The organism is Corynebacterium kalidii, assembly GCF_022869005.1.
Classification (GTDB): domain Bacteria; phylum Actinomycetota; class Actinomycetes; order Mycobacteriales; family Mycobacteriaceae; genus Corynebacterium; species Corynebacterium kalidii.
Window position 1 is genome coordinate 485,412 of record NZ_JALIEA010000017.1, and the last position, 16,824, is coordinate 502,235.

General features: G+C 67.7%; 12 protein-coding genes. 11 read left to right on the top strand and 1 reads right to left on the bottom strand.

The window, feature by feature from the left end; genetic code table 11:
- Nucleotides 1-6: 6 nt before the first annotated feature.
- The 6 genes from yajC (at nt 7) to MUN33_RS12995 (ending at nt 8,363) form a co-directional block, all read left to right on the top strand.
- The gene (yajC, locus tag MUN33_RS12970) at nt 7-465 is read left to right on the top strand and encodes a preprotein translocase subunit YajC (RefSeq protein WP_244805325.1); all 459 of its coding nucleotides are present in this window, start codon (nt 7-9) and stop codon (nt 463-465) included.
- Nucleotides 466-623: 158 nt separating this feature from the next.
- A complete protein-coding gene (gene secD / locus MUN33_RS12975; RefSeq protein ID WP_244805326.1) occupies nt 624-2,450 on the top strand; it encodes a protein translocase subunit SecD in 1,827 nt (608 codons plus the stop codon).
- A gap of 2 nt (nt 2,451-2,452) precedes the next feature.
- Nucleotides 2,453-3,670, top strand: a complete 1,218-nt coding sequence (secF, locus tag MUN33_RS12980) for a protein translocase subunit SecF (protein WP_244805327.1) — start codon at nt 2,453-2,455, stop codon at nt 3,668-3,670.
- Between the two features lie 17 nt (nt 3,671-3,687).
- On the top strand, nt 3,688-5,484 hold the full coding sequence (locus MUN33_RS12985) for a periplasmic substrate-binding domain-containing protein (protein ID WP_244805328.1): 1,797 nt from the start codon (nt 3,688-3,690) through the stop codon (nt 5,482-5,484).
- A 7-nt stretch (nt 5,485-5,491) separates the two neighbouring features.
- The gene (locus tag MUN33_RS12990; protein ID WP_244805329.1) at nt 5,492-6,049 is read left to right on the top strand and encodes an adenine phosphoribosyltransferase; all 558 of its coding nucleotides are present in this window, start codon (nt 5,492-5,494) and stop codon (nt 6,047-6,049) included.
- Nucleotides 6,050-6,092: 43 nt separating this feature from the next.
- Complete coding sequence (locus MUN33_RS12995) at nt 6,093-8,363, top strand: RelA/SpoT family protein (protein WP_244805330.1); 2,271 nt, start codon at nt 6,093-6,095, stop codon at nt 8,361-8,363.
- A gap of 55 nt (nt 8,364-8,418) precedes the next feature.
- Here MUN33_RS12995 and MUN33_RS13000 read toward each other — a convergent pair whose 3' ends face one another.
- On the bottom strand, nt 8,419-9,255 hold the full coding sequence (locus tag MUN33_RS13000) for a peptidylprolyl isomerase (RefSeq protein ID WP_244805331.1): 837 nt from the start codon (nt 9,253-9,255) through the stop codon (nt 8,419-8,421).
- Nucleotides 9,256-9,440: 185 nt separating this feature from the next.
- Here MUN33_RS13000 and MUN33_RS13005 point away from each other — a divergent pair, with 185 nt between their 5' ends.
- From MUN33_RS13005 to MUN33_RS13025, 5 genes are all read left to right on the top strand, one after another.
- Nucleotides 9,441-10,103 carry an MBL fold metallo-hydrolase gene (locus MUN33_RS13005; RefSeq protein WP_244805332.1) on the top strand — a complete coding sequence of 221 codons (663 nt, stop codon included), beginning with the start codon at nt 9,441-9,443 and terminating at the stop codon, nt 10,101-10,103.
- A gap of 31 nt (nt 10,104-10,134) precedes the next feature.
- Nucleotides 10,135-11,436 carry a histidine--tRNA ligase gene (gene hisS, locus MUN33_RS13010; protein ID WP_244805333.1) on the top strand — a complete coding sequence of 434 codons (1,302 nt, stop codon included), beginning with the start codon at nt 10,135-10,137 and terminating at the stop codon, nt 11,434-11,436.
- 107 nt (nt 11,437-11,543) lie between these two features.
- Nucleotides 11,544-13,664, top strand: a complete 2,121-nt coding sequence (gene betT / locus MUN33_RS13015; RefSeq protein ID WP_244805334.1) for a choline BCCT transporter BetT — start codon at nt 11,544-11,546, stop codon at nt 13,662-13,664.
- 28 nt (nt 13,665-13,692) lie between these two features.
- A complete protein-coding gene (locus MUN33_RS13020) occupies nt 13,693-15,174 on the top strand; it encodes an aldehyde dehydrogenase family protein (RefSeq protein ID WP_244805335.1) in 1,482 nt (493 codons plus the stop codon).
- 60 nt (nt 15,175-15,234) lie between these two features.
- Entirely contained in the window at nt 15,235-16,809 is a 1,575-nt protein-coding gene (locus MUN33_RS13025; RefSeq protein ID WP_244805336.1) for a GMC family oxidoreductase, read from the top strand.
- Nucleotides 16,810-16,824: the final 15 nt, after the last annotated feature.

Sequence of the window (16,824 nt, forward strand, 5' to 3'; positions counted from 1 at the left end):
GGCGGCATGGAATTCATCCTTCTCATTCTCATTGTCCTGGTGTTTCTCGGTCTGCCGGTCCTGTCGATGCGCAAGCAGTCGAAGCAGATCAACGAGATCAAGTCCTTCCAGGCTCAGCTTGAACCCGGGATGATCGTGCAGATGACCTCCGGCATCCACGCACGGATCTCGGAAGTCGGCACCACGACCGTGGACCTGGAGGTGGCCCCCGGGGTCACCACCACCTGGGACCGCAGCGCGGTCCTGAAGCTGGTCGAGACCCCTGACGCCGACACCGTCGAGGATCAGGAGCAGGTCGAGGAGTCCAGCTTCGAGGACTTCGACACCGTGGCCCCCTTCGAGAACCCCGTCGGAGGTTCCACCGACGGCACGGGTTCGACCGACACCACCGCTGACCGCCGCGTCGAGGGGTCCGAGGACTGCGGGGAAGACGACCGGGACTCCGGGGACACGCCGAAGTCGTGATGCCGTGGTGGCGTCCGTCTGCAGCGCATTCGGCGCCGTACGGCACCACCGGGACCCTCATCGATCGACAGAGGGTCTAGACTCAGTCGTCGACACGGCGATGGTTCTTCCCTCATGCCTATATCGCCGACATCCCCGAGACTTCAGGAGTAACCCGAGTGAGTTCACAGGGCTCAACGGCCGCGCGCGCCAGAACGTGGCCCAAGAAGGCACTGCTGCTCTTCGTCGCCACCGTGGTCATCATCTACGGCCTGGTATTCCTCACCGGAGACAAGAGCCCCACCCCGAAACTGGGAATCGATCTCCAGGGAGGGACGCGGGTCACCCTGGTGCCGCAGGGCGAGGAGCCCACCAGTGACCAGCTCAGCCAGGCACGCCGCATTCTGGAGAACCGTGTCAACGGCATGGGTGTCAGCGGCGCACAGGTCGTGTCCGACGGCAATACGCTGGTGATCACCGTCCCGGGCGAGGATTCGTCCGAGGCACGGTCACTGGGGCAGACCTCGCAGCTGCTCTTCCGTCCCGTCATGGAAGGCGGCATGCCCGAGGACGGCCTCGAGGACGTGCTCGCCGACATGGCCGACCGGTGGGTGAGCACAGGGATCCTCACCACCGAGGAGGCCGACAAGAAGCTGGACGATGCCGCCGCCACGCTGACGCAGATGGGGATGGAGGCATCGGACGACGTCAGCGTCAGTGCCGAGGAGCCCGCTGAGCCGGCCAACTCCATCGAGGAGACGGAACGTCGGCAGGAGATCATCGACGTCCTGCGCAAGGACCGGCAGTCCGAGGACACCAACGTCCAGATCGCCGCGTCCTTCCTGATGACCTGTTCGGCGGACACCGACCCGCTGGCTGGTGCCGACGACCCGGCCAAGCCGTTGGTCAGCTGCAGCGAGGGACAGCCGATTCTGCTGGAGCCCGCTCCGCTGCTCAACGGGCAAGAGGACCAGGAGAACGGTACGCGTCTGACCGGTGACATGATCGACACGAATTCCCAAATCTTCGGCGGTCTCGACACCGAGTCCGGCCAGATCAAGATCACCTTCCGGTTCAAGACCGGGGAAGCCACCCCGGGTGGTGAGACCTGGCAGCGCATCGGTCAGGAGTACGCGCAGCGGCAGGTCGCGATCACCCTCGACAGCCAGGTGCTGTCGGCACCGGTGATGCAGTCGCCGACGCCCCCCGGCCGTGACTCCGAGATCACCGGTGACTTCACCGAGAGCCAGGCGTCCGACCTCGCCAACAACCTGCGCTACGGCGCCCTGCCGCTCAGCTTCACCGGCGAGAACGGTGAACAGGGCGGCACCGCCGAGACCATCTCCCCGACGATGGGTACCGCCTCACTGCAGGCCGGCCTGATCGCCGGTCTGGTGGGCCTGGTGCTGGTCGCGATCTGGTCGCTGATCTACTACCGCGGATTCGGCGTGGTCGCGGTCTTCTCCCTGGTGGCCTCGGCAGCGCTGATCTACGGCGCCCTGGTCCTGCTCGGCCGGTGGATCGGCTACAGCCTGGACCTGGCGGGTATCGCCGGCCTGATCATCGGTATCGGCACCACCGCGGACTCCTTCGTCGTCTACTTCGAGCGGATCAAGGACGTCATCCAGCAGGGCCACAGTTTCCGCTCTGCTGTCCCGAGGGCCTGGAAGCGCGCCCGCACCACGATCATCACCGGAAACGTGGTGTCCATCGTTGCCTCGCTGGTGCTGTACTTCGTCGCCGTCGGCGACGTCAAGGGCTTCGCGTTCACCCTGGGACTGTCCACCGTCTTCGACGTGGTCGTCGCCTTCCTGGTCACCGCCCCGCTGGTGATCCTGATGTCCCGTTCGGAGAAGTTCGCCTCGCCGAAACTCAACGGACTGCACTCGGCCTTCCGCTCGGCGGAACGCCGTCGTGCCGCCGAGCCGGTCCCCGCGGATGCAGGCGTGGACGGCGATTCGCAGGACGGCCCTGCGTCCTCAACTGAGAACGGAAAGGACCAGTGAGCATGAACGCGACGACCGCACAGAAGCCCGCCGGCTTCTTCGAGAAGGTGTACAACGGTGAGGCCGGTTTCGGTTTCGTGGCCAAGCGCCGCCGGTGGTACTGGATCTACGCCCTGTTGACCGTGCTGTGCTTCCTGGTCATCGCCCTCAAGGGCTTCACCCTGGGCATCGACCTGGAGGGCGGCACCAAGCTGACGATGCCGCCGGCCAACGGCGCGACCGAATCCTCGGTGACCGAGGTCGTCGAGGAGGCGACCGGGGTGACCCCGCAGTCGGTGCAGACCGTGGGCTCCGGCAACAGCCGTAGCATCGAGGTCGCGTCGGAGCGGCTCTCGGACGACCAGATCCGTGAGGCGCGGGTCGCCCTCTACGAGGAGTTCCAGCCCAACGACCACTCCGGCCAGCCCAGCCCCGACGCCATCAGTGATTCCACGGTCTCGGAGTCCTGGGGTCAGTCGGTGACCGAACGCATGGTCATCGGCATGGTCGTCTTCCTGGTGATCGTGTTCGTCTACATCACCATCCGGATGGAACGTGACATGGCGATCTCGGCCATCGTCAGCCTGATCCTCGACGGTGTCTTCGTCGCCGGCATCTACTCCCTGGTCGGCTTCGAGGTGTCGCCGGCGACGATCATCGGTCTGCTGACCATCCTCGCCTACTCCCTGTATGACACGGTGATCGTCTTCGACAAGGTCCACGAGAACACCCAGGACGTGTTCAGCTCGACGCGGTCGACCTACGGCGAACAGGTCAACCTGGCCATCAACCAGACCGTGATGAGGTCACTGAACACCTCGCTGTTCTCCGTGGTGCCCATCGCGTCGCTCCTGGTCGTGGCGGTGTGGCTGATGGGCGTCGGCACCCTGAAGGACCTCGCGCTCGTCCAGTTCGTCGGCGTGATCGCCGGTACGTTCAGCTCGATCTACTTCTCCGCCCCGCTGCTCGTGACGCTGAAGAGCCGGCAGAAGAAGATGGTCGAGCACGACCGCAAGGTCGCACGGGCACGCGAACTCGCCGCGGAGCGGGGTACCGACGGCGTCGCCGGTGCCGACGGCATCGATGGCGGGGACGCTGGTGACGGCTCCACCGGTACCTCCGGGACCCCGCAGCGCACCGTCACGCTGCCTCCGCGTGTCCGTGACAACGGTGCGGGACCCGACGGCGCCGCTGGCAGCAACGACTGGGACGGGGGCCGCACCTGGCGGCCCGGCATGTAGAGGAAGCCGGAGAAACCATGATGCGTGCATTCCGCCGCCCCGCGGCCCTGGTCACCGCGGTGGCACTCACCTCGGCAATGGTCGCCTGCGGTTCCGACGACGGCGTCGAGGAGGCATCCGACCCTCTCTTCGGGTACGCGCTCCCGCGTCCGATCGTCACCCTGAACGCCGCGAGCAGTGCGGGTGCGGCGACCGACGCGGCGAAGGTCTCCGCCCGGCTCTACCCGGGCGCCTACCTCACGGGGCCGGACGGCCGCCTGCTGCCCAACACCGACCTGGTGACCGCCACACCGGACCCCGGCAACGGAGACATCGTCAACTACCGCATCAGCGACACCGCCACCTACTCGGACGGTGCCCCGGTGGTCTGCGACGACTTCCTGCTGACGTGGGTCGCCTCCAAGTACCCGGACCTCTTTTCGTCGGACCTGGGCCTGACGGCGCGGGTGAATGACATGACCTGCGACGCCGGTGACCGCAACTTCAGTATCGAGTTCGACCGTGGGATGGGCAGCCGGTACCGGGAGTTGTTCAGCGTGGGGGAGGTCCTGCCCTCCCACACCGTCGGTCAGCGTGCCGGGGTCGACGACGTGGTCGCGGCGATCAACTCCGGTGACACCGGGCAGCTGGCGGAGCTCGGTGAGACGTGGGCGTCCACGTTCACCGTCGCCGACAACGATCCCGCGGAGATGCCCACCTACGGGCCGTTCCGGGTGGCGTCGCGGGGGGAGGACGGCTCGCTGGTGCTCACCGTCAACCCCGAGTGGAGGGGTGTGCGTCCGGGCCTCGACCAGGTCGTGATGTGGTCGGGTCCCGGTGCCGGGATCGAAGGGCCGGACTTCACGCGCCTGGCCGCCGACCACCAGCTGTACGTCGCCGATGTTCCCCCGGAGACCGACCCGGTCTCCGCGGGCCTGGCTGCCGCGGACACCTCGTCCCCGGAATCCGGGTCGGCGTCGGGCACTGCCACGGAGACCGGCACGGGTGACCCCTCGGAACCGGCGACAGGCAGTGGTGACGGCGAGGGCATCCGGGCGGGAACCGACGAGACCGCCCCGGACCTGTCCGACGCGACCGATGTGGCGGGCCGCTTCGCGGTCACCCGCGACTCCGGGACCCGTGTCGACGGCCTGAGGCTGTCGGAGTCGGGGATCTTCGAGTCCAGGGAGAACCGCCAGGCGTTCGCCAGGTGCGTCGACCGCGGTGCCGTGGCGCAGGCGGTGAAGGCCGAGTCCGGGATCGCCGTCGACCAGGCGCCGTTCCGTATCGTCGCACCGGGGTCCCAGGAGGGGGAGAACCTCGGCGATGTCGCCGCCCGCAACAACGACACCGACACCGGACCGACGTCCGACCGGCTCCGCGGGACGACCGTCCGCGTCGGCTATTTCGCCGACGTCGCCCGGTACGCCGCGATGGTCGACACCCTGGTCGACTCCTGTGCGGCCGCCGGTGTCACCGTGGAGCCGGTGCCGCTGGGCGTCGGGGACTTCGGTGGGCTCGGTTCGGACTACGACGTCCTCCTGGAGACCCGGTCGTCCTTCGGACAGAACCCGCAGGTCTCGTTCCCGGCGTCGTCGGGGGCGTCGGGGGCCGCGACCATCCGGAATCTCCGCGACGCCGAGAACACGCTCGCCGACGAGACCGCGACGATACCGCTGACCGCCGAGCCGCGCTCGGTGGCGGTGGACCAGGGGTTGTCGAATGTCGTCGACAACCCCGGCGAGACCGGGATGAGCTGGAACATGGACCGGTGGGCCTCCCCGGACTTCCCCGTGGAATCCCGACCGACAACGACCACCGATGACGACCGATGAAGGACCGATGAACACCGAGACCGTGAGCAACTACCCGGACGCCAGGACCGCCCTGGCGGCGAAGACCAGGCTGGTCCCCGATTTCCCGAGTGAGGGGATCGTGTTCCAGGATCTCACCCCGGTCCTGGCGGACGGTGCGGCCTTCCGCACCATCGTCACCGAGATGGCACAGGTGTGCAGCGTCTTCGACGTGGATGTCGTCGCCGGCCTGGACGCCCGTGGTTTCCTCCTCGGCTCGGCGGTCGCCCTGGAGCTAGGCGTCGGCGTCCTCGCACTGCGTAAGGCGGGGAAGCTGCCGCCACCGGTGCTGCGCCAGGAGTACGACCTGGAGTACGGGACCGCGGCGTTGGAGATCCCGTCGGAAGGCCTCGACCTGCGGGGCCGCCGGGTGCTCCTGGTCGATGACGTGCTCGCCACCGGCGGCACGCTCGTCGCGGCCCGGTCGTTGCTGGAGGATGCCGGCGCACAGATCGCCGGGGTCGCCGTGGCTCTCGAAGTGCAGGAACTTGAGGGAGCGAAACGTTTGGGGGACCTTCCGTTGTACGTGGTTTCCCGCGAACAGTAGGCTTGTCGTTCACACGCTGCACACAGTAGGGAAACGGTGAGGCATGACGAACGAGAAGAACTCGCTGTGGATGGCCGCGCGGATCGCGCGCAGCCTCACCGGCAAGAGCAGGATCAACCCGGTTCTGGGTCCGTTGATCGCCGTGCACCGGCGGTACCACCCCAAGGCGGACATCGAGATCCTGAACCAGGCGTACACCACGGCCGAACGCCTGCACGCCGGTGTCACCCGCAAATCCGGTGAACCGTACATCACCCACCCGCTGGCCGTCGCGACGATCGCCGCCGAGATCGGGATGGACACCACCACGCTGGTCGCTGCGTTGCTGCACGACACCGTGGAGGACACGGACTACTCCCTGGACGACCTGACCGCCGACTTCGGCGCCGAGGTCACCCTCCTGGTCGACGGGGTGACCAAGCTGGACAAGGTCGCGCTCGGTTCGGCGGCGGAGGCGGAGACCATCCGGAAGATGATCGTGGCGATGGCACACGATCCCCGGGTGCTGGTGATCAAGGTCGCCGACCGGCTGCACAACATGCGCACGATGCGCTTCCTGCCGCCGGAGAAGCAGGCGAAGAAGGCGCGGCAGACCCTGGAGGTCATCGCCCCCTTGGCGCACCGCCTGGGCATGGCGACGATCAAGTGGGAGCTGGAGGACCTCTCGTTCGCGATCCTCTACCCGAAGAAGTACGAGGAGATCGTCCGGCTGGTCGCCGACCGCGCCCCGAAACGCGACCAGTACCTGGCGAAGGTCATCAACGAGATCCAGTCCACGTTGCGTGAGTCGCACATCACCGCCGAGGTGGTGGGGCGCCCGAAGCACTACTGGTCGATCTACCAGAAGATGATCGTGCGTGGCCGTGACTTCGACGAGATCTTCGACCTGGTGGGGATCCGCATCCTCGTCGACGAGATCCGTGACTGCTACGCCGCCGTCGGCGCGGTCCATTCGCAGTACCAGCCGATGCCCGGGCGGTTCAAGGACTACATCTCCCAGCCCAGGTTCGACGTCTACCGGTCGTTGCACACCACCGTCATCGGTCCGGACGCGAAGGTCCTGGAGGTGCAGATCCGCACCCATGAGATGCACTACCAGGCCGAGTACGGTATCGCCGCGCACTGGCGCTACAAGGAGACCAGGGGCTCGCACCGGGGCGACACCGCAGAGGTCGACCAGATGGCCTGGATGCGTCAGCTGCTGGACTGGCAGAAGGAGGCGGCCGACCCCAACGAGTTCCTCGACTCGCTGCGCTACGACCTGTCCACCAACCAGATCTTCGTCTTCACCCCGCGTGGCGACGCGGTGACGTTGCCCACCGACGCTACGCCGGTGGACTTCGCCTACGCCGTCCACACCGAGGTCGGCCACCGGTGCATCGGCGCGAAGGTGAACGGGAAGCTGGTGGCGCTGGAGTCGCCGCTGAAGACGGGCGACAAGGTGGAGATCTTCACCTCGAAGGACTCCTCCGCCGGGCCGTCGAAGGACTGGGAGAAGTTCGTGGTCTCGCCGCGGGCCCGCAACCGGATCCGCGCCTGGTTCAACAAGGAGCGCCGCGAGGAGACGCTGGAGAAGGGCAAGGACGTGCTCGCCGCCGAGGCACAGCGCACCGGCATCCCGCTCCAGCGGTTGGTCACCGCCGCCGCGCTGCGCACCGTGGCGACGCAACTGTCGCGGGACTCGGTGGACGACCTCTACGACGCCATCGGCAAGGGGGGCGTCACCGCCGGCCACGTGGTGCACCTGCTGCAGGACATCTACCAGGGCGACGCCGACGAGGATGACTCCCCGGTCAGCCCGGCGCCCGCCGTGCGCCGTACCACCCCGCAGCAGCAGGTGCAGGCCGGGCGCGGTGACGGTTCCGGCGTGCTGGTCCAGGGCAACTCGGACTTCTCGGCGAAGTTGGCGAAGTGCTGTACCCCTGTCCCGGGGGACGAGATCTTCGGCTTCATCACCAAGGGTGGCGGGGTGTCGGTGCACCGCACCGACTGCACCAACGCCGAGAAGCTGCACTCCGAACCTGACCGGCTCATCGAGGTGGCGTGGGCGTCCGACGTCCGCGACGCGGTCTTCGTGGTCACCCTGCAGATCGAGGGTCTCGACCGGACGGGTCTGCTCAGCGAGGTCACCCGGGTGGTCAGTGAGCAGAAGGTCCCGATCATCGCGACGAGTACGCACGTCGCCGAGGACCGGGTGGCGATGTGCCGTTTCACCTTCGAGGTCTCCGACACCAAACAGCTGGGCTACCTGATGAACCAGCTGCGCAACGTGGAGGGCGTCTACGACGTCTACCGCGTGACGACCGGAGGGTGAAGGCTCCCGGCTCTCCGGGGATGAGCCGGGACGGGCCGGGTACCGGCCGGGACGGTCAGGCGTCGACGGTCGCGGTCTCGATCCGGACCTCGTTCACCGGGGCGCCGTCGCCGTTGTTGTCCTGGTTCTCGCCCTCGTTCTCCTCGATGATCGAGTCGAGGGTGTTCAGCCCGTCCTCGGAGATGGTGCCGAAGATGGTGTAGTCATTGGGGAGCTGGGTCTCGTCGTCGACGAGGAAGAACTGCGAACCGTTCGTGTTCTGCCCGCTGTTCGCCATCGCCAGCACACCGCGCTTGTACAGGCCCTGGTCCTCGATCTTCTCGCCGTCCTCGTTCCAGACCGGGTACTCGTCGGGGAAGGTGTACCCCGGACCGCCGGTGCCCTGACCGGTGGGGTCGCCGCACTGCAGGATCTTCATGCCGTCGTTGACCACCACACGGTGGCAGACTGTGTCGTTGAAGTAGCTCTCCGAGACCAGGTGCTCGAAGCTGTTGGCGGCGCAGGGGGCCTGGCCGTGGTCGAGGGTGATGCCGATGTCGCCCTTGTTCGTGGCCAGGGTCACGTCGGTGGTGCCGTCCTCACGCAGGTTGTCGGCGCTGGGGGCGGAGACCTGCTTGGTGGCTTCCCCGGCCTCGTTGTAGGCGCACGCCTCAGGGCCCGTCGGCTGCTCGGGGGTGGTCGGCTGTTCGGTGGCGGCGTCGTCGGCGAGGTTCTCGGCGTCGTCACCACCGCGGGTCGCGGCGAAGTAGATGCCGCCGACCATGACGACGAGCACCACCAGGGTGGCCAGGGTGACCCCGAGCGGACGCATCTTCTCGCGGCGGGCCCGCGACTTCAGTTCCTTGTCGAGATTCTTGAGTGCCGCATCGCGGCGGGAGGAGTTGTCGGACAAAGCTCCGTGGCCTTTCCCTCGGGGGTGGTCGTTGATCAACGGCACCATTGTTCCACCCCGGGGCCGCATACTCCACCAACGACGCCACCGACTCCACTGACGCCACCGACGCCACTGTCGGGGTGCCGCGCCCCGGGAGGATCCGTCGTGGGTGCCCGGGCGGCGTACTCGGTAGGGTGGCGGTCATGGCGAACCTCACTGTGGAAGTACTGCCCACCGGCCCCTTCGAGACCAACTGCCTGCTGCTGCATGACGGGGTCGAGGCGACGGTCGTCGACCCGGGGATGGGGGCGGCGGCCCTCGTCGCGGAGGCGGTCGAGTCCCGGGGGCTGCAGGTGGACCGGATCGTGCTCACCCACGGGCACATCGACCACGTCCGGGACCTTCCCGAGGTCCAGGCGGCGTACGGGGTGGGCTCGTACATGCATCCGGCGGACAACGTCTTCCTGCAGCGCGAGGTGCTCGACGCGATGGGGCCGACCGGCCAGGCACACGACGTCGCGACGATGGAGACGCCCGAGACGCCGACCCCCGTGCAGGACGGCGACGTCCTGACGATCTGCGGGGTCGATTTCACCGCCCACCATATGCCGGGGCATTCCCCGGGGTCGGTGATGTTCCGTGGGGTGGTGGACGGCCAGGGCCTGGTGCTCGGCGGCGACGTGCTCTTCCGCGGTGGTGTGGGCCGCACCGACCTGCCGTTCTCGGAACCTGCGGAGATGGTGGAGAGCCTGCGCCGCCTGGTGTCCACCTTCGACGACGCGGACACGGTGGTACCCGGCCACGGTCCGGCGACGACGGTGGGGCAGGAGAAGGCGCAGAACGGGTTCCTGCAGGGCGTGGTGTGAGCGTGTCACCGGGCCGCTATAGTTGGACCCCGTGAGTGACACGAACAGCACCGGTTCCACCGGACAGGTCCAGAGGTTCGCCGGCCCTAAGGGGGTGCCGGACTACGTCCCGCCGACATCGGCGGCGTTCCACGCTGTACGCAGCACGTTCGAGGAGGTCATCCACAAGTCCGGGTACGGCCACATCGAGTTGCCCGTGTTCGAGGAGACCGCCCTGTTCGCCCGTGGGGTGGGGGAGTCCACCGACGTGGTCTCCAAGGAGATGTACACCTTCGAGGACCGTGGCGGACGGTCGGTCACCCTGCGGCCGGAGGGGACCGCCGGGGTGATGCGCTCGGTCATCGAGCATAACCTGGACCGGGGTCAGCTGCCGGTGAAGTTGACCTACTCCGGCCCGTTCTTCCGCTACGAGCGTCCCCAGGCCGGCCGCTACCGTCAGCTGCAGCAGGTCGGGGTCGAGGCGATCGGGGTGGACGACCCGGCACTGGACGCCGAGGTCGTCGCGCTGGCCGACCGGTGCTACCGCGCGCTGGGGCTCTCCGGTTTCCGCCTGGAGCTGTCGACGTTGGGTGACGAGACCTGCCGGCCGCAGTACCGTGCGACGCTCCAGGATTTCCTGTTCTCGCTGCCGCTGGACGAGGAGACCCGCCGCCGGGCGGAGATCAACCCCCTGCGCGTGCTCGACGACAAGCGTCCCGAGGTCCGTGAGATGATGGCGGACGCCCCTCTGATGCCGGACCACCTGTCCGACTCCGCACGTGAGCACTTCGAGACCGTCACCGGCACCCTCGACGACATGGGGGTGCAGTACACCCTCAACCCGCGGCTGGTGCGTGGCCTCGACTACTACACGAAGACCTGCTTCGAGTTCGTCCACGACGGGCTCGGCGCCCAGTCCGGTATCGGTGGCGGTGGCCGCTACGACGGCCTGATGGCCCAGCTCGGCGGCCAGGACCTGTCCGGTATCGGGTTCGGGCTCGGTGTCGACCGTACGGTGCTGGCGCTGGAGGCGGAGGGGATCTCCCCGACCACCGGCCGTCGTGTCGACGTCTACGGTGTGCCGATGGGTGCCGACGCCAAGCGCCGGATGGCGGTGGTCGTGGACCGCCTGCGCCGGGCCGGTGTCAGCGTCGACATGTCCTATGGCGACCGTGGCCTCAAGGGTGCGATGAAGGGCGCGGACCGTGCCGGAGCCCTTCTTGCCCTGGTGCTGGGCGAGAGTGAGCTGGCGAACGGCACCGTGGTGGTGCGTGACCTCGCCACCCGTGAGCAGCACGAGGTCGCCCTGGAGGATGTCGAGCAGGCGGTCGCGAAGGCGCTGGCCCAGGGCTGATTCGTCAATCGGAGGATTTCTCCGCTCCTGTGCGTTACCCTCGGTTCCGCTCCCTGATATTTATATGTGCATCAGGGATACGAAACTGATATTTCAGGAGTGATTTCATGGATGAATGTTCTTCCTCCGACGGTGAGGATCCTTCCACACCGGAGAAACGTTCTGCCGTCAATTGGCCCGTGTTCGCAGTCTCTGCGGGGCTGATGACGGCTTTCGTCATCGCGGCGTCCGTGGCGCCGCAGCAGACCGACACCGTGATCAACACGGTGAAGGACTGGGTCGCCACCAACCTGGGCTGGTACTACGTCCTGACCGCCGGCATCGTCGTGGTGTTCGTCCTGGTCATCGCGTTCCGGCGCGTGGGTGACACCAAGATCGGCCCCGACCACGCACAGCCCCGCTTCGGGTTGTTCACCTGGGGCGCGATGCTCTTCGCCGCGGGCATCGGGGTCGACCTGATGTTCTTCGGTGTCTCGGGACCGGCGACGAACTTCCTCACACCGCCGGAGACGGCCGAACTCTCCGACGAGGCGGCGCGCATGGCACCGCTGTGGACGATGTTCCACTACGGGGTGCCCGGGTGGGCGATGTACGCCCTGATGGGCATGGCCTTCGGTCTCTTCGCCTACCGCTACCACATGCCGCTGAGCATCCGCTCCGCCCTGGCGCCGGTGTTCGGACGGCGGATCCACGGGGCCGTCGGGCACGGCGTCGACGTCGCCGCCGCCATCGGGACCGCCTTCGGTATCGCCGTGTCGCTGGGCATCGGGGTGGTGTTCCTCAACTACGGGCTCGCCGAGATCTTCGGTATCCCCACGAGCACCGGCGTGCAGGTCGCCCTCATCGGACTGTCCGTCCTGATCACCGTGGTCTCCACGGTGTCCGGGGTGGACAAGGGCATCCGCCGGCTGTCCGAGCTCAACGTCTGGCTGGCCCTGGTGCTGATGGTGTGGATCGTCGTGATGGGCAAGACCGCCGACCTACTCAACGCCCTGGTGCAGAACATCGGCGACTTCGTCGCCCGGTTCCCCTCGATGCTGATGAACACCTTCGCCTACAGCGACGGGGCGGCCGACCTGCCCGCGGACCAGTGGCAGTCGGACTGGACGCTGTTCTTCTGGGCGTGGTGGATCGCCTGGGCACCGTTCGTCGGGCTGTTCCTCGCCCGGATCTCCCGCGGACGCACCCTGCGCCAGTTCATCCTGGGTGTGCTGGTCATCCCGTTCAGCTTCATCGCGGTTTGGATATCCGTCTTCGGCAACGCTGCGCTGGGCTTCTTCCGCGACGGTGACGAGGAGTTCCTCGAGACCGCGGTGAACACCCCCGAGTCCGGGTTCTTCCTGCTGCTCCAGCAGTACCCCGGCGCGACGTTCGCCGTCGCACTCGCCGTGGTCACCGGGCTGCTGTTCTACGTCACCTCCGCGGACTCCGGGTCGTTGGTGATGGCCAACATCACCTCGACCCCGACGGTGGAGGATTCCGACGGCCCACCGTGGCTGCGGATCGTGTGGGCGGTGCTCACCGGTGCGCTGACACTGGTGATGCTGCTCATCGGCGGGGTGTACACCCTGCAGGCGGCGACGGTGCTCATCGGGCTGCCGTTCTCGGTGATCATGTACCTGCTGATGTTCAGCATCTGGCGGGTGCTCGGGGCGGAGGCGCACTGGCTGCGGTCCCGGTCGCTGTCGCTGCCCGGGGCGTTGTCGGACCGTGCCGGGACACCGCAGCCCCGGTTGGCGTGGCGTAACCGGCTGAAACGCCGGATGAGTTTCCCCACCGAGGCCGAGACTCAGGCGTACGTAGAGACCACCGCCGCCCCGGCGATCAGTGAGGTCGCCGAGGAGCTCCGGGAGCTCGGTCTCGACGTCACCTGCACCCGCGACAGTCATCCGGAGTACGCGATCGACTTCGTGGACCTGCTGGTGAAGTTCCCGGGGCAGGACGACTTCAAGTACCAGGCGTACCCGGTGCCCGGACAGGTGCCGAACTTCGCCGTGAACCTCAATGTCGACGACGACGTCTACTTCACCCTGGAGATCTTCTCCGCCACCGGTTCCCGCGGGCACAATATCCTCGGGTACACCAAGGAACAGGTCATCGCCGATGTCCTGGACGCCTACGACATGCACGTGGAGTACATGTCCCTGACCGGCGACCGGGGGACACCGACCGCGGAGGTGCACGGCACGGCGCCGGCACTGTGGACGGTCGGGGACGACGACGAGTGACATCCAGAACAACAGGAAGGGAACACCCATGACCAACGGACCACAGACCCTCTACATCGACGGTCACTGGATCGGTGCAGTAGACGGCGGGACCCGCACCGTCATCTGCCCGGCCGACGGTACCGTCATCGCGGAGGTCTCCGAGGCGACCTCCGCGGACACCGACAAGGCGATCGCGGCGGCCCGGCGCGCCTTCGACGCCGGCGAATGGTCGGCGACGTCGGCCGCCTACCGCGGCGACCTGCTGCTCAAGGTCGCCGACGCCATGGTGGAGCGCAAGGACGAGTTCGCCCGCGCCGAAGCCCTCGACACCGGTAAGCGCCTGGTCGAGGCGGAAGGCGACATGGACGACATCATCAACTGCTTCCGCTTCTTCGGCAAGATCGCCGACCAGCACCCCGGCCGGCTCGTCGATGCCGGGGACCCCTCGGTGATCTCCCGGATCGTCTACGAGCCGGTGGGCGTCTGCGGGATGATCACCCCGTGGAACTTCCCCCTGCTGCAGGCCAGCTGGAAGATCGCCCCGGCGCTCGCCGCCGGCAACACCTTCGTCCTCAAGCCGGCGGAGCTGACCCCGCACACCGCGATCCTGATCATCGACGTGCTCGACAAGCTCGGCCTGCCCGCCGGCGTGGCCAACCTGGTGCTGGGCGCTGGAGCCGAGGCGGGGGCGCCGTTGTCCTCCCACCCGGACGTCGACATGGTCTCGTTCACCGGCGGGCTGGTCACCGGCCGTCGCATCGCTGCCGCAGCAGCTCCGACGGTCAAGAAGGTCGCGCTGGAACTCGGCGGCAAGAACCCGAACGTGGTCTTCGCCGACGCGGACTTCGACGCCGCCGTGGACAACGCCCTGAACGCCGGTTTCCTCGACTCCGGACTGGTCTGCTCGGCGGGCACCCGGCTGATCGTGGAGGAGGGCATCAAGGAGCGGTTCGTCGACGAGCTGGTCCGCCGGGCCGAGGGCGTCGTCATGGGAGGCCCCTTTGACGAGGCCGCGGAGACCGGCCCGCTGATCTCCGCCGAGCACCGCGACAAGGTCACCGACTACGTCCGGCGTGGCGTCGACGCCGGAGCCACCCTGCGGTGCGGCGGCCACTGGGGCGGCCCTGACCTGGAGAACGGCTGCTTCTACGCCCCCACCGTGCTGGACGACTGCACCTCCGACAACCCCGCGGTGATCGAGGAGGGCTTCGGCCCCGTCATCACCGTGGAGACCTTCAGGACCGAGGCCGAGGCCGTCGCCACCGCCAACGACACCGAGTACGGGCTCGCCGGTGCGGTGTGGACCACCGACCGGGGCGTCGCCAACCGCGTCTCCCGTGCGCTGCGCCACGGGACGGTGTGGATCAACGACTACCACCCCTACGTCCCTCAGGCGGAGTGGGGTGGTTTCAAGGCGTCCGGTACCGGGCGCGAACTCGGCCTCGCCGGCCTGGAGGAGTACCGCGAGGCCAAGCACATCTACGAGAACACCGAGCCGGCGGCCACCGGCTGGTTCCCCCGGAAGTAGACCCCAGACACGACGTCACGACGTCACCACGTCACGAAGACAGGAAGGACAACAACCCCTATGCGAGACAACTACGACTACATCGTCGTCGGAGCAGGGTCCTCGGGAGCCGTCGTCGCCTCCCGCCTCAGCGAAGACCCCACCGTTACCGTCGCACTGGTGGAGGCAGGCCCCACCGACGTCGACAAGCCCGAGGTCCTCAACCTCGCGGAATGGCCCGGGCTGCTCGAATCCGGTTACGACTGGGACTACCCGATCGAACCCCAGGACAACGGCAACTCCCACATGCGCCACGCCCGGGCCAAGGTGCTCGGCGGGTGCTCCTCCCACAACTCCTGCATCGCGTTCCACACCCCGGCGCAGGACCTCGACCACTGGGTCGCCCTCGGTGCGGAAGGCTGGGATTCCGAGACCGTACTGCCCCTGATCAAGCGGCTCGAGAACAACGACCGCGACGGGGAGCACCACGGGCACGACGGTCCCGTCCGGCTGCGCTCGGTGCCGCCGCGCGACCCGGTCGGCTCGGCGGTCATCCAGGCATGTGAACAGCAGGGGCTGCCCAATACGCCGTTCAACGAAGGCGTCACGGTCAACCACGGTGCCGACTGGTTCCAGATCAACTCCACCGACGAGAACATCCGTTCCTCGTCGTCGGTGTCCTACCTGCACCCGGTGATGGACAGGGAGAACCTCGACATCCTCACCGACCGTCAGGTCTCACGGGTCGTCTTCTCCACCGGCGACGACGGCGTCCCGCAGGCCACCGGCATCGAGTACCTCGACAACCCCTTCGGGCGCCTGAAGACCCTCACCGCCGACCGCGAGGTCATCGTCTCGGCGGGGGCGATCGACAGCCCCAAGCTGCTGATGCTCTCCGGGATCGGGCCGGCGGAGCATCTCGCCGAGGTCGGTGTGGAGACCGTCGTCGACGCTCCCGGCGTCGGTGAGCACCTCCAGGACCACCCGGAGGCGGTGATCTCCTGGGAGTCGAAGGTCCCGATGACCCGCGACTCGACCCAGTGGTGGGAGATCGGCATCTTCGACATGGTCGACGAGGGTGGTGCGGACGGTCTGGGTCTGCCGGACCTGATGATGCACTACGGGTCGATGCCCTTCGACATGCACACCCGTCGGCAGGGGTACCCCACCGCCGACGAGGCGTTCTGCCTGACCCCGAACATCACCCACGCCAAGGGCCGCGGGACGGTCCGGTTGCGGTCCTGCGACTTCCGGGACAAGCCGAAGGTGGATCCGCGGTACTTCACCGACGAGGACGGCTACGACATGCGCATCGCGGTGGCGGGTATCAAGCTCGCCCGCGAGATCGTCGCGCAGCCGGCGATGCAGGAGTACGCCGGACGTGAGCTGTTCCCCGGCGCCGACGTCCGCTCGGACGAGGAGATCGCCGACTACGTGTCGCGGACGCACAATACCGTGTACCACCCCGCGGGCACCGTGCGCATGGGTGCGGTGGACGACCCGATGTCGCCGCTGGACCCGCAGCTCCGGGTCAAGGGTGTCTCCGGCCTGCGGGTGGTCGACGCCTCGGTCATGCCGCAGCTGGTGGCGGTCAACCCCAACATCACGTGCATGCTCCTGGGTGAGCGTGCCGCGGACCTGATCCGGCAGGCCTGAGCGGGGGCTACGCGG